Genomic DNA, 13,720 nt, shown 5'->3' with positions numbered 1-13,720 from the left:
TGCAGAATGCTCGCCAGAGAAGAGCAAGGCCACGAGCTCGCTTGAACGGAGTGGAAGATGTGCCGTTCAGGTAACAGTCCGCATCAGAAAATGGCGTGCGCGCCTGTTCGCCTTATTCAATCGCATTTTGTGCGGAACGTTCGGTCGAGCGCTCGACTTTGAACCGTCGTCGAACCCCGTTGTGTTGCCCTGGGTGAGCCGCGCGGCGCGCGCGCGAAAGCGACAAGGAGATCATCGTGACGAAGCTAGCCAAGCTGCTTGCAGTAACCGCCATACCCGCATTGTTGATCGCAACGTCTGGACCGCTGCTCGCTGGCGGCGGCGGTGGCGGTGGCGGCGGAGGCGGTGCTGGCGGCGGCGGTGGCGGTGGCGGTGGCGGCGCTGGTGGCGCTGGAGGCGGAGTTGGAGGAGGTGCCGGAGTAGGAGCCGGCGTTGGTGCATCTGGTATGGGTGGGGGACATGGCGGCGGCGTGGGTGCAGGGCATGGCGGCGTAGGAGGCGCAGGAGGTGTCGGCCACGGCAGTTCGGCATCAGCTCCGGGGCACGCGATGCAAGCCGCGTTGTCGAGCCCGCACGCGCATGGAACGAATCATGGCGCGTCGAGCCTTAGCCCAGGACACCTAGGACACGCGATACAGGCGGCGTTTTCAGCGGTGTTTTCGAGCCCGCACTCACATGCCGGGCATCATGGTTCGTCAAACCATGCCGGGCATCCCGGCGCATCCGGTTTCAGCCCAGGGCACCAAATGCAGGCGGCAACTTCAAGCGCGCCTTCCGGGCATCCGGGGGCATCCGGCTTCAGCCCGGGGCACCAAATGCAGGCCGCAACTTCAGGCGCGCCTTCCGGGCAGCCGGGGGCATCCGGCTTCAGCCCGGGGCACCAAATGCAGGCCACAACTTCAGGCGCGCCTTCCGGGCAGCCGGCGGCATCCGGCTTCAGCCCGGGACACGAAATGCAGGCGGCAACTTCAAGCGCGCCCTCCGGGCAGCCGGGGGCATCCGGCTTCAGCCCGGGACACGAAACGCAGGCGGCAACTTCAAGTCCGCCCTCCGGTCAGCCGGGGGCATCCGGCTTCAGCCCAGGGCACGACATGCAAGCGCCTCCGAACCCTTGAACGGCGCCGACAAGCAACGAGCCAAGCGTCGATGAACGCAGGACGGCCTAGCCGTTCTGGAGCAGCGAACATGCGGGGCCGACGGACTCGACGGATGCGAGCGACGCAGCTCACAGCCTCATCGCTCTGACGTTTCGCAGCGTTCAGGTCGAAGGCGATCGCTGCGCAGGTGCTTCTGCCGTGTGCGCAGCCAGGAAGCCCTTGGCCAGCGCGTGGTAGATTCCTTCGGGACACAGCAGGCGCGATGTCGCCTGGGCGATCAGCGCGGCGGCCATCAGCGGCACGACCATGGCGTGATTGTCGGTCATCTCGGTCACGATGACGAAAGCGGTGATGGGAGCCTGCACGACGCCGGCAAAATAGGAAACCATCCCAAGCAGCATGAACGCGCCGAGCGGAGCGCCCGAAAACAGATCCGCGACGTTCGTGCCGATGCCGGCGCCGACGGCAAGCGATGGCGAGAAGATTCCGCCGGGGATGCCGCTGATCGCTGATAGCGCGGTTGCAGCGAGCTTCAACACGCCGAAATCCTGGGGAAGCGGACTGCCGGTCTCCAGGGCCGACTTCACTTGCGCATATCCGGTGCCGTAGACCATATCGCCCGAGGCCAGGCCGCAAAGGGCAACCCCAAGTCCGCAGATCGCGGCAAACGGCAGAGGATATTGCTTGGTCAATGGCCCCAGCCGGCCGGGCAGCCCGCGCGCGACCTCGATGAGGAGCCTGCTGAAGGCGCCGCCGGCCAGTCCACCGGCGATGCCGCACAACGGCACCGCAAGCCAGTCGGTGCCGTTGCGCAGCATCGTCGAGCTGCTGCCGAAATAATCGTAGTTTCCGACCAGAGCCAGCGAGGTCAGGCCCGCCGCTATCACGGCGCCGATGACCAGGCTGCTCGTCCGGGTCTCATAGGCTCGGCTCATCTCCTCGATGCCGAACACGATGCCGGCCAACGGCGTGTTGAATGCGGCTGCAACACCCGCCGCGGCGCCGGCGAGGATCAGGCCGGGCTGGCGGCGTGGCGACATGCGGCCGAGCGCGAACATGACGGACGCACCGACCTGCACGGTCGGCCCCTCCCGGCCTGCCGAAGCGCCGCAAAGCAGCCCGAGCAGCGTCAGCAACACCTTTCCGATGGCGATGCGGATGGAGACGAGCCTCTCGCGCGCCGCGTGCTCGGTGAGCTGACGGGCGGCGATCGCCTGCGGGATGCCGCTGCCTTGCGAATTCGGAAAGAAGCTGATGGTGAGGTAGACGGACAGCGCAAACCCCAGGGGCGTCACCATCAGGGCGGCATATCGCGATTCCGACAGCAGCAACGCGAATGCCTGCTGCGCCCAGTCGGCGAGCTTGGCCAGAGCGACGGCTGAGGCGCCGACCGCGAGTCCGCCGAGCAGAAAGGTCAGACGCCTGCGCCAGCGAACCGAAACGACCCGGATAAAGCGAAGGCGGCGGTAGTCGAGCATTTTGGACATGTGTCAGCTGATAGCTTGGCGAACGAGACAAGGCGAGGTCAGTCATGTGCTGTAAGCGCCTCGCGCGGATTGCGCTACGTGATTTCGACATCCCAGGAACGAGATTCGATCCGCGGTTCCGCCGCCATGACCATCGGGCCAGTGTCAGCTACCCGACCAGCTGCCTCGCCGCGGCCGAGACCATCACCAGGCCGCCGGTGATCACGGCAACATCGAGGATCGCCGTGTGGATATGCACCGGCATCCGCTCGACGAAGGCCCTGGCCAGGAATGCGCCGGGGATGGCGATGCCGCCGATCAGGAGCGCGAAGGCGAGCACCTGCGCGGTGACGGCGCCGGCGAGGCCGAACACCGAGATCTTGATCAAACCCGTCCCGAGCGAGATCATCGCATCGGTTGCGATCACGGCCGCGCCTTCGAGGCCCGCGGCCATCAGCAGCGAGAGCAGGATCACGCCCGAGCCCGACGTGCCGCCGACCAGCACGCCATAGCCGACCGAGCCAGCCGCCAGGCCGGTGTCGCCGATCTTGACCTGGCGCCGCCGCAGCACGCGGCGCAGCGGCACGCTCAGGATCAGCATGGCGCCGATCACCAGCGCGGCTCCGGCATTGGTGAGACGCGTGTAGCCGTAGGCACCGAGCGCGGTCGTGAGCGCGGCACAGGCCAGCACGACAGCTGCACGGCGGCGGTCGGCGTAGCTGATATAGGCGACGGCGCGGCTGGAATTGGTGAACAGCGCAGAGATCGCGATGATCGGCACCACCGGTTCGGCGCCGACCAGCGGCACCAGCACCAGCGGCATCAACGCGCCGGTGCCGTAGCCGGCAAGACCACCGATGATCGAAGCAAACAACGCCATCATCGCGACCAGCAGCAGCTGGAAAATCGAGATGTCGGCGAAGCCTGAGACGATGGTCAATTTTTCTCGCGAGTGGCGCGTGCTGTGGCTTGATCGGCGATGGCAGCGAGTGCGGCTTCCTCTAGTGGAAAATCGGCCGCGAGCCAAGCGTCCTCGGCAAGTGTCAACACATGTCCGAGCGCGGGTCCTTCCGCCAGTCCGCGCGCGATGAAGTCGGCGGCGCGAAGCGGAAATTTCGGCGCGGTCCAGCGCAGCGGCAGCTCGGCGAGCGCGCGCCAGTGCGAGGCGGTGACTTCGCCGCCGGCCCTCGCCCAGGCCAGCAACACGCGATCGTGATAGCGCTCGGCGCCGAGCCGGTAGAGCAGCCGCCGTGCACGCGCCTCGTCCATGGCGGCGAATCGCCACCAGCGATGGCCCATCGAATCCAGCGCCTTGGCTTCGGCATTGGAGAGCCGCAAGCGCGTCGCGACACGCCTGGCGTCTTCGGTGACCGCGACCGTGAGCGCCGCGAGACGGCGCGTGCTGCTTGGCGCAAGATCGAGCGCGCGCTCGATCGCGATCATCGCGGTCAGCGGCCCGGTATAGGCGACACCACCGATCATCGCTTGCAGCAGGCCGGCATCGGCCATGGCAAGCGCGGCCGCCGATGCGCCTGGCGTCACCAGCAATTTCAGAATCTCCATGCGCACGCGTTCGGCCGAGAGGGTCGCAAGGCCGGCACGGCCGCGGATGCAGGCGAGCGTGCCGTCGCGATCGGGCTCGCCGGCGCCAAAGGCGGCATGGATGCGGAAGAAGCGCAGGATGCGCAAATAATCCTCGGCGATGCGCTGGTCGGGCGCGCCGATGAAGCGCACGCGCCGCGCTTTGGCGTCCGCGATGCCGCCGACATAGTCGTAGACGACGCCGTCAGCGTCGACCGACAGGCCGTTCATGGTGAAATCGCGCCGCTCGGCGTCCTTGACCCAGTCGCGGCCGAACACGACCTTGGCCTTGCGGCCGAACGTCTCGGTGTCCTCGCGCAGCGTGGTGACTTCGTAGGGCGTGCCGTCGATGACCAGGGTGATGGTGCCGTGCTCGATCCCGGTCGGCACGCTCTTGATTCCTGCGCTTTTCGCGCGGCGCACCACCTCCTCGGGCAGCGCCGTGGTCGCGATATCCGCGTCACCAGGCGGCAGGCCGAGCAGCGCGTTGCGGACGGTGCCGCCGACCACGCGCGCTTCCTCGCCATCGGCGTTGAGCAGTTGCAGGACGCGTGCCGTCCCGCCTGCGGTCAGCCACGGCGCGCCAGCGAGTATGGACTCTGCGCTCATCGCCCGGCCCTTATCTGTTTCTGCCCGGCACGAGCTTGCCGTTCTCGATGTGGGCGGGAACGTAGGTGGAGTTCGGCGCGGCGCCGGAGAAATGCGCAAAGCCAACCAGCCCGGCGATCACAAGCAGCAGCGCCGCCAGCATCAGGCGCGCGACGATGGTGATCGGCCAGGACGATTGCACGAACAGGCCGGATCTGGTGGCGGCCAGGAACAGCGCATAGACGGCAAAAGGGATGAGGAAGATACCGATCTCGGTCAGAACCGGCCGGATCATGACGAATAGATCCGCTCATACAACACGCGCAGCATTCCGGCCGTCGCGCCCCAGATGTAGCGCTCCGCAAACGGCATCGCGTAGTAAAACCGCTCCATGCCGCGGAATTCCTTGCTGTGCACCTGATGGTTGACCGGATTCATCAGGAAGGATAGCGGCACCTCGAATGCGTCATCAACCTCGGAATGGTTGATGGCGAGCTCGAAGCCCGGCCTGACACGGGCGACCGTCGGCAGGATGCGGAATCCGAACGCCGTGCCGTAGAGATCGAGATATCCGATCGGCTCGACGAAGTCTCTGGACAGCCCGACCTCCTCCTCGGCCTCGCGCAAAGCGGCGTCGAGCGGCGAGGAATCGGTGGCGTCGATCTTGCCGCCGGGAAAGGCGATCTGGCCGGCATGATCGTTGAGATGCGCAGAGCGCTGCGTCAGCAGGATGGTCGGCTCGGGATGATCGACCACCGCGATCAGCACGGCTGCGGGGCGGACCGGCTGCTCGCGCGCGACGATTTCCAGCATCTTGTCGGTGCCGGGATCGCCTGATGCCGGGATGATGTTCGGATCATAAAGCCCGGGCGGCACGTCGAAGCTGAGCCTGGCCCGGGAGCGGGCGAAGAACTCGGCCGCGCGGAACGCGACAGGCTCGCTGGTCGGGATAGGCTTGTTCAAATTCAAAGCGCGGCCCTCACCTGCTCCGCATCGGCCATGGCGAAGAACTCGCCCGATGATTCGACGCCGAACATCGGCTGGCCATCGACCATCCGCTCCTCGCCCATGTCAACCAGATCGTAATAGAGCGCCCGGGTGACCTTGGCCCAGAGATCGGCGCGGACGTGCAGATATGGCGTCAGGCCGCCGTCCTTGGCCTGCTCGAAGCGGAGCCGGTGCGCGGCGTCGCAGGTGACCCAATCGTCCACATTGGTGCGAAAGCTCAGCACGCGATGGCTCCCCTCGCCGCTTCTGCGCATCTCGACCGCCATGAACGGCGCGTCGTCGACGCGAATGCCGACCTTCTCCACGGGCGTGACGAGGAAATGCTTGTCGCCTTCGCGCTTCAGGATGGTCGAGAACAGGCGCACCAGCGCGTGACGCCCGATTGGCGTGCCCATGTAGAACCAAGTACCATCGGACGCGATTCGGATGTCGAGATCGCCGCAAAACGGCGGATTCCACAGATGCACCGGGGGCAGGCCCTTTTTGGCGCCTTCGGCATTGGCAGCAGTTTTGGCGGCGGCAGTCAGCCCCTCGAGACCGCGATCGGCGCTCTGCCCTTGGTTCGCCATGGTTTGCCCTGACTCTGTCCGTTGGCACGATTGGTGCAAGTCTGATTGGTGCAAGTCTGACTGGTACAAGTCTGACTGGTACATCTACCTTGTACATCTACGTGTCCGTAACTGTACGGTTCCACCCGGCCAGCCTTCGGGGGAGGTCTCCACTTCGTGATGCCGTACATAGCCCGAAGCCGATAAGGTGGGGATAGGTTAATTCAACGAATACATGGCCTTCCTGCAAGTCTAGCATAGGGCCCATGACTGAAATTGATGACGCGGATTGATGCGATCATCTGGCGACGCAGATGAGCCGCGTGGCAGGCTTAAGGAGCGAGCGTATGGCGGAAAGTGTCGAGAAGCTCGAAGACGGCGTCGTCCGGTCGGCCGAGCAGGTGTCTGAGCAGATTCGCGCAGCGAAGGATGCGATCGGATCCGTGATCTTCGGCCAGGATCGTGTGGTCGAGAACACGCTGGTCACCATCCTGTCCGGCGGCCACGCACTGCTGATCGGCGTGCCCGGCCTTGCCAAGACAAAACTGGTCGAGACGCTCGGCGTCACACTCGGCCTCGACGCCAAGCGCATCCAGTTCACGCCCGATCTGATGCCGTCGGACATTCTCGGCGCCGAGGTGCTGGATGAGAGCACCGCGGGCAAGCGCTCGTTCCGCTTCATCTCCGGTCCGGTGTTCGCGCAGTTGCTGATGGCCGACGAGATCAACCGCGCCAGCCCGCGCACGCAGTCGGCGCTGCTGCAGGCGATGCAGGAGCAGCACATCACCGTTGCCGGCGCGCGCCACGATCTGCCGAAGCCGTTCCATGTACTCGCGACGCAGAACCCGCTGGAGCAGGAAGGCACCTATCCGCTGCCCGAGGCGCAGCTCGACCGCTTCCTGATGGAGATCGACGTCGATTATCCCGATCGGGAGGCCGAACGGCGCATCCTGTTCGAGACGACGGGCGCCGAGGAGACGCTGGCGAAAGGCTCGATGAGTGCGGACGCGCTGATATCCGCGCAGCGGCTGGTGCGCCGCCTGCCGGTCGGAGATTCCGTGGTCGAGGCCATTCTCTCGCTGGTGCGTTCGGCTCGTCCGGGCGCCGAGAGCGGCGAGGCCGGCAAGTTCATCGCGTGGGGCCCCGGCCCGCGCGCCAGCCAATCCCTGATGCTGGCGGTGCGCGCCCGGGCGCTGATCGACGGGCGTCTCGCGCCCTCGATCGACGACGTGCTCGACCTCGCCGAGCCCGTGCTGAAGCACCGCATGGCGTTGACGTTCCAGGCACGCGCCGAGGGCCGCACGATTCCTGACGTCATCAAGCAATTGAAAACTCGGATCGGTTGATGGCCGCGGAGACCGGGCACACAGCAAAGGAGATCATCGCGATCCGACGTGCCGATGGCGAAAGCCGTACGCTCGCCGCTTCGCTGCCGCGTCTGGTGCTCGAGGCCCGCCGCATCGCCGCCAACGTCATCCACGGTCTACACGGACGGCGCCGCGCCGGCTCGGGCGAGAATTTCTGGCAATACCGCCGTTTCGTGTCGGGCGAGCCGTCACAGAATGTCGACTGGCGCCGCTCGGCGCGTGACGACCATCTCTATGTCCGCGAGCTCGAATGGGAGGCCTCGCACACGGTCTGGATCTGGCCTGATCGTTCGCCGTCGATGGCCTTTGCCTCGAAGACCGCGCGCGAATCCAAGCTGGAGCGCACGCTGATCGTCGCGTTCGCGCTGGCCGAGCTGCTCGTCGCGGGCGGCGAGCGCGTCGGCATCCCCGGATTGATGGCGCCGACCGCGAGCCGCAGCGTCATCGACAAGATGGCGCAGGCGATGCTGCATGACGATGCCGATCGCCTGAGCCTGCCCCCCTCCTTCGTGCCTGCGGCACTGGCCGAGACCATCGTGCTGTCCGATTTCTGGTCGCCCATCGCGGAGATCAGGACGACGCTCGCAGGCCTGTCCGGCTCCGGCGCGCATGGCACGCTGGTGCAGGTCGTCGATCCCGCCGAGGAATCGTTTCCCTATTCCGGCCGCGTCGAATTCGTCGAGCCGGAAGGCGCTGGCATGATCACCGCCGGCCGCGCCGAGAGCTGGGCGCTGGATTACACCACGAGGCTGGCGCTGCATCGCGACCAGATCCGCGCCGAGACCAATAAGCTCGACTGGCTGTTCGCGACGCATGTAACCGACCGTTCGGCCGCCGAATTGCTGCTGTTCCTCCATGCCGGCATGCAGGTGAGCAAGTCGGGAGTCCGCACCACCACGATCAAGGGAGGGCCGGCAGCATGATGGGATTGCCGCTCGCCTTCACCGAACCGCTGCTCCTGATCGGCCTTGTCAGCCTGCCGGTGCTGTGGTGGCTGCTGCGTGTGATGCCGCCGCGGCCGCGCCGCATCGAGTTTCCGCCGACCCGCCTGCTGTTCGACGTCGCGCCACGGGAAGAGACGCCCGCGCGGACGCCGTGGTGGCTGACCGCGCTGCGGCTGCTCGCAGCAGCGCTGGTGATCTTTGCCGCCGCCGGCCCGATCTGGAATCCGCAGACCGGCCTCGCCGCCAGCAAGGCGCCGCTGATGATCATGCTCGACGACGGCTGGAGCGCCGCATCGAGCTGGGACACCAGAATCAAGGCCGCCGACGAGCTGATCGCGAACGCCGACAATGACCGCCGCGCCATTGCACTGGTGCCGCTGTCCGAGCCGAACCGCGACATCAAGCTGACGCCGGCGGGTGCGGCACGCGTTGCGCTGCGGCAGATCGTGCCAAAGCCCTATTCGATCGAGCGCGTCGAAACCCTTACCGCCATTGATCGTTTCCTGAATGCAACCGGCGATTGCGAGATCGCCTGGCTGTCCGATGGCGTCGACACTGGCCGCGGCGAGGAGTTCGTGGCTGGACTCGGCAAGACCTTGGGGGAGCGCAGCTTGACGGTGTTCGAAGGCGGCACCTCCTCCCCGCTGGCGCTGGTCGCGGCGGAAAACGCGGCCGCGAAGATGACGGTGAAGGTGCTGCGCACCGACAGCGGCATTCTCGCCGGCACCGTGCGGGCCCTCGACCAGAAGGGCTCGCCGATCGGCGAGGCGCGCTTCAGCTTCGGACTACAGGACAAGGAGACCGAAGCCGCGTTCGACCTGCCCGTGGAGCTGCGCAACGACATCTCCAGGCTCGAAATCTCAGGCGAGCGTTCGGCCGGCGCGGTGCAGCTGCTCGACAAGCGCTGGCGCCGCCGCGCCATCGGCATCGTCTCGGGTTCGACCAGCGAAACAGCGCAGCCGCTGCTTGCGCCGACCTTCTACCTGACGCGTGCACTGGCGCCGTTCGCGGACGTGCGACTCGCCGACAAGGGCGCGCCGCAGCAGGGCATCAGCCAATTCCTCGATCAGAAGCTGCCGATGATCATCCTGGCCGACGTCGGCACCGTTGCGCCCGAATTGCGCGATCGCCTCAACGCCTGGATCGACCAGGGCGGCGTGCTGGTGCGGTTCGCAGGTCCCCGGCTCGCCCAAGCCGAGGACGATCTCGTTCCGGTCAAGCTGCGCAAGGGCGGCCGCACGCTCGGCGGCAGCCTGACCTGGGAGAAGCCGCAGCATCTGGCCTCCTTCACGGCCGATGGTCCGTTCGCCGGCGTCGCCGTGCCGAAGGACGTCACCGTGAGCCGGCAGGTGCTGGCCGAGCCCGATGCGGTGCTCGCGACCAAGAGCTGGGCCTCGCTCGAAGACGGCACGCCCCTCGTCACCGGCGAGCATCGCGGCAAGGGCATCGTCAGCCTGTTCCATGTCAGCGCCGACATGCGCTGGTCGGATCTGCCGATGTCCGGCACCTTCGTCGAGATGCTCAGGCGCATCGTCGACATGTCCGGCTACACCTCAAAGCCCGGCGCCGGCGTTGCCGCTGAGGGCAGCACCGAGACGCTGGCGCCGCTGCATTTGCTCGACGGCTTCGGCGCGTTCGGGCCACCGGCCGCCACCGCCAAGCCGCTGACGGCTGATTATCGCGACCGCGCCACGCCGGACCATCCGCCCGGCTTCTACGGACCGGCAGAAGGACCGCTCGCCGTGAATACGCTCGCTGCCGCCGACCGCATCGCCGCCCTCAACACCGCGCCCCTGCGCGCCCGGCACGCGACCTATACCAATGCCGAACCGCGGGACCTGCGCGGCTGGTTGCTGTCGAGCTCGCTCGCGCTGTTTCTGCTGGATGCCATCATCGTCGCGTTGCTCGGCGGTGGCCTCGCCGCGCTGCTGCGCCGTCGCGCTGCGCCAGCAATGATCCTGCTCGGGCTGTTGCTGACGGGCATCGCGGTGCTTGCGCCGACGCCGTCGCGCGCCGACAGCGCGTCTGACGAATTCGCGATGAAGTCGACCTCGCAGACGCGCCTTGCTTATGTCGTGACAGGCAATGCCGACATCGATTCAATCGTCAAGGCCGGCCTGACCGGTCTGACGCTGTTCCTGGCGCAGCGCACCGCGCTGGAGGCCGGCGATCCCGTCGGCGTCGATCCGGCGCATGACGAGCTCGCTTTCTTCCCGCTGATCTACTGGCCGATCGTTCCGGGCGCACCGAAGCCACCGCAGGACGCCATCAACAAGATCGACGCCTATATGAAGCAAGGTGGCACCGTGATCTTCGACACCCGCGATGCGGTCGAGGCGCCGCCTGGCGACAACGGTGCGTCGCAGACGCCGGGCATGCAGACCCTGCGCGAGCTCCTGTCCTCGCTGGACGTGCCCGAGCTCGAGCCGGTGCCGCGCGAGCACGTGCTGACCAAGACGTTCTATCTGCTGCGCGACTTCCCCGGCCGCTTCAACACCGGCCAGACCTGGGTCGAGGCGCTGCCGCGCGACGACGATGACGAGAACGCGCAGCGGCCCGCGCGCGGCGGCGACGGCGTCTCGCCGATCATCATCACCTCAAACGACCTCGCGGGCGCCTGGGCACTCCGTCCCGACGGCCAGCCGATGCTGCCGCTCACGCCCGGCGAACCGCGGCAGCGCGAATTCGCCTACCGCGCCGGCGTCAACATCGTGATGTACACGCTGACCGGCAACTACAAGGCCGACCAAGTGCACGCACCGGCCCTGATCGAACGGCTGGGGCAATGATGTCGGTATTGAGACTCGGTGTGCGCCGAACTGAAGCCGTCATGCCCGGGCTCGTCCCGGGCATCCACGGTCTCCGCGCCGACTGGAAAGGCGTGGTTGGCCGGGACATGGGTGAGCGAAGCGACGCCGTCCTTTGCACCGCTATGCCCGGCCATGACGATGCCGAGAGAGTGACGTCATGAACTACGGCATAGCTTTCACGCCGCTTGTCCCCGCGATCGTGCTGTGGATCGCGCTCGCCGCGATCGTCGCCGTCGCAGCCGTGCTGCTGCTCGCGCGGGCGCGCGGCGCGGCGGTGCGCGTGGCTGCGCTGGCGCTGTTCCTGCTGGCGCTCGCCAATCCCTCGTTCACGCGCGAGGACCGCGACCCGCTGACGTCGGTCGCCGCCGTCGTGGTCGACAAGAGCCCGAGCCAGAATTTCGGCAAGCGCAACCAGGAAGCCGCGAAGGCGCAGGAGGAGCTGGTCGACAGCCTGAAGAAGATCAAGGGGCTTGAAGTGCGCGTCGTCGATGCCGGACAGGCCGACGGCGAGACCGACGGAACCAAGCTGTTCGGCGCGCTTGCCTCGGCATTGTCGGACGTTCCGGTCGACCGCGTCGCCGGCGCGTTCCTGATCACCGACGGCCGCGTTCACGACATCCCGGCCAATGCCGCCGCGCTCGGCTTCCAGGCGCCGGTGCAGGCGCTGATCACCGGACAGAAAGGCGAACGCGATCGCCGCATCGCGATCACGGCGGCACCGCGCTTCGGCATCGTCGGCCAGAACCAGACCATCACCTACAAGCTCGACGACCAGGGCGTCACCGGCGAGCGCGCCAAGGTCACGGTTCGCCGCGACGGCGAGGTCATCAACGAGCGCGCGCTCGCGAGTGGCCAGAGCGCCAGCGTCGACGTCGAGATCAAGCATGCCGGTCCCAACATCGTCGAGATCGAGGCCTCGCCGCTCGAACGCGAGCTGACGCCCGTGAACAATCGGGCCGTCGTCTCCATTGACGGCGTGCGCGACAAGCTGCGCGTGCTGCTGGTGTCTGGCGAGCCGCATTCCGGCGAACGCACCTGGCGCAACCTGTTGAAGTCCGACGCCAGCGTCGACCTCGTGCATTTCACCATCCTGCGTCCACCGGAGAAGCAGGACGGCACGCCGATCAACGAGCTCTCGCTGATCGCGTTTCCCACCCGCGAGCTGTTCCAGCAGCACATCAACGAATTCCAGCTGATCATCTTCGATCGCTACGCCCGCCAGGGCGTGCTTCCAATCGCCTATTTCGACAACATCGCGCGCTATGTGCGCTCGGGGGGCGCCGTGCTGGTCTCGGCCGGTCCCGACTATGCCTCCAACACCAGCATCTGGCGCACGCCGCTCGACGCTGTGCTGCCGGCCGAACCGGTCGGCGTCACCGAGAAGCCGTTCTATGCGCATCTCTCCGACATCGGAAAACGCCATCCGGTCACACGCGGCCTCGAGGGCTCGGCGTTCGAGCCGCCGCACTGGAGCCGTTTCTTCCGCACCGTCGAGACCCGCAACTCGGTCAATCCGCCCGTCATGACGGGCGCGGACGGCAAGCCGCTGCTGTTCCTGTCGCGCTTCGGCGAGGGCCGCGTCGCGCTGTTGCTGTCCGATCACATCTGGCTGTGGGCGCGCGGCTATGAGGGCGGCGGTCCGCATCTCGACCTGCTCAGGCGGATGTCGCACTGGCTGATGAAGCAGCCGGACCTCGATGAAGAGGCGCTGCGCTTGCAGGTGCGGGGCAAGGATCTCGTCGTGGTGCGCCAGACCATGGCCGACAGCGTGCAGCCGGTGAGCGTGACCTCACCTTCCGGTGTCTCGCATGATCTGACGCTCTCTCCCGGCGATCCCGGCGAGTGGCGCGCCAGCCTGCCGGCCAATGAGCTCGGCCTGTGGCAGGCCACCGACGGCACGCTGAAGGCGCTGATCAATGTCGGCCCGACCAATCCGAAGGAGTTTTCGGAAGTCACCTCCACCACCGAAACCCTGAAGCCGCTGACGCAGGCGACCGGCGGCAATTCCGTGCGGATCGCGGATGGCGGCAGCGTCGAGCTGCCGCGCATCGTCCCGGTCCGCTCGACCAGCGTCTTTTCCGGTGACGGCTGGATGGGCGTGCGCATGCGCGACGCCAGCGTCGTCAAGGGCGTCGGCGTGCTGCCGATTTTCGCCGGCCTGATCGGACTGCTGCTGCTGCTCGGCGCGTTTGCTGCGACCTGGGTGCGTGAGGGGCGGTGAGCTTTCGAGCGTGGTGGGATGAGCCTCGCCCGCGATGAAGGTGCGTTCCCTCCCCCCTTGTGGGGGAGGGCTAGGGAGAGGGGTGGCTCA

Annotated in this window: 10 protein-coding genes; 4 read left to right on the top strand and 6 right to left on the bottom strand. The window is 66.9% G+C overall.

Features of this window, described 5'->3' with window-relative positions:
• Nucleotides 1-1,258: 1,258 nt before the first annotated feature.
• The 6 genes from BM222_RS06130 to BM222_RS06105 all read right to left on the bottom strand — a co-directional run bounded on the left by BM222_RS06130 (nt 1,259) and on the right by BM222_RS06105 (nt 6,309).
• Nucleotides 1,259-2,584, bottom strand: a complete 1,326-nt coding sequence (locus BM222_RS06130; protein WP_092227396.1) for a chloride channel protein — start codon at nt 2,582-2,584, stop codon at nt 1,259-1,261.
• Nucleotides 2,585-2,732: 148 nt separating this feature from the next.
• Complete coding sequence (locus BM222_RS06125; protein ID WP_092227395.1) at nt 2,733-3,503, bottom strand: TSUP family transporter; 771 nt, start codon at nt 3,501-3,503, stop codon at nt 2,733-2,735.
• Nucleotides 3,500-4,753, bottom strand: a complete 1,254-nt coding sequence (locus BM222_RS06120) for a CCA tRNA nucleotidyltransferase (protein ID WP_092227394.1) — start codon at nt 4,751-4,753, stop codon at nt 3,500-3,502. Before BM222_RS06120 ends, BM222_RS06125 begins: the two co-directional genes overlap by 4 nt.
• A 10-nt stretch (nt 4,754-4,763) precedes the next feature.
• A complete protein-coding gene (locus BM222_RS06115) occupies nt 4,764-5,027 on the bottom strand; it encodes a DUF6111 family protein (protein ID WP_092227393.1) in 264 nt (87 codons plus the stop codon).
• Complete coding sequence (locus BM222_RS06110) at nt 5,024-5,695, bottom strand: CoA pyrophosphatase (RefSeq protein WP_092227392.1); 672 nt, start codon at nt 5,693-5,695, stop codon at nt 5,024-5,026. Before BM222_RS06110 ends, BM222_RS06115 begins: the two co-directional genes overlap by 4 nt.
• Nucleotides 5,696-5,697: 2 nt before the next feature.
• Nucleotides 5,698-6,309 carry a DUF1285 domain-containing protein gene (locus BM222_RS06105; RefSeq protein WP_092227391.1) on the bottom strand — a complete coding sequence of 204 codons (612 nt, stop codon included), beginning with the start codon at nt 6,307-6,309 and terminating at the stop codon, nt 5,698-5,700.
• A 326-nt stretch (nt 6,310-6,635) separates the two neighbouring features.
• Between BM222_RS06105 and BM222_RS06100 the strand changes: the two genes are divergently transcribed.
• The 4 genes from BM222_RS06100 (at nt 6,636) to BM222_RS06080 (ending at nt 13,630) form a co-directional block, all read left to right on the top strand.
• Nucleotides 6,636-7,634, top strand: a complete 999-nt coding sequence (locus BM222_RS06100; RefSeq protein WP_092227737.1) for an AAA family ATPase — start codon at nt 6,636-6,638, stop codon at nt 7,632-7,634.
• Nucleotides 7,634-8,578 carry a DUF58 domain-containing protein gene (locus tag BM222_RS06095; RefSeq protein WP_092227390.1) on the top strand — a complete coding sequence of 315 codons (945 nt, stop codon included), beginning with the start codon at nt 7,634-7,636 and terminating at the stop codon, nt 8,576-8,578. The genes BM222_RS06100 and BM222_RS06095 overlap by 1 nt, the downstream gene beginning before the upstream one ends.
• Nucleotides 8,575-11,388, top strand: a complete 2,814-nt coding sequence (locus BM222_RS06090) for a DUF4159 domain-containing protein (RefSeq protein ID WP_092227389.1) — start codon at nt 8,575-8,577, stop codon at nt 11,386-11,388. The genes BM222_RS06095 and BM222_RS06090 overlap by 4 nt, the downstream gene beginning before the upstream one ends.
• A 178-nt stretch (nt 11,389-11,566) precedes the next feature.
• Nucleotides 11,567-13,630 carry a hypothetical protein gene (locus tag BM222_RS06080; RefSeq protein WP_092227387.1) on the top strand — a complete coding sequence of 688 codons (2,064 nt, stop codon included), beginning with the start codon at nt 11,567-11,569 and terminating at the stop codon, nt 13,628-13,630.
• The last annotated feature ends 90 nt before the right edge of the window (nt 13,631-13,720 follow it).

Source organism: Bradyrhizobium sp. Gha (assembly GCF_900113735.1).
Taxonomy (GTDB): Bacteria; Pseudomonadota; Alphaproteobacteria; order Rhizobiales; family Xanthobacteraceae; genus Bradyrhizobium.
The sequence above is the reverse complement of the archived record's forward strand: the minus strand, read 5'-3'. Positions and strand labels throughout refer to the sequence as shown.

Excerpts from the sequence above, each read along its gene's own strand:
- BM222_RS06130 (WP_092227396.1), bottom strand. The coding sequence starts at position 2,584 with ATGTCCAAAATGCTCGACTACCGCCGCCTTCGCTTTATCCGGGTCGTT.
- BM222_RS06120 (WP_092227394.1), bottom strand. The coding sequence starts at position 4,753 with ATGAGCGCAGAGTCCATACTCGCTGGCGCGCCGTGGCTGACCGCAGGC.
- BM222_RS06115 (WP_092227393.1), bottom strand. The coding sequence starts at position 5,027 with ATGATCCGGCCGGTTCTGACCGAGATCGGTATCTTCCTCATCCCTTTT.
- BM222_RS06105 (WP_092227391.1), bottom strand. The coding sequence starts at position 6,309 with ATGGCGAACCAAGGGCAGAGCGCCGATCGCGGTCTCGAGGGGCTGACT.
- BM222_RS06100 (WP_092227737.1), top strand. The coding sequence starts at position 6,636 with ATGGCGGAAAGTGTCGAGAAGCTCGAAGACGGCGTCGTCCGGTCGGCC.
- BM222_RS06095 (WP_092227390.1), top strand. The coding sequence starts at position 7,634 with ATGGCCGCGGAGACCGGGCACACAGCAAAGGAGATCATCGCGATCCGA.
- BM222_RS06090 (WP_092227389.1), top strand. The coding sequence starts at position 8,575 with ATGATGGGATTGCCGCTCGCCTTCACCGAACCGCTGCTCCTGATCGGC.
- BM222_RS06080 (WP_092227387.1), top strand. The coding sequence starts at position 11,567 with ATGAACTACGGCATAGCTTTCACGCCGCTTGTCCCCGCGATCGTGCTG.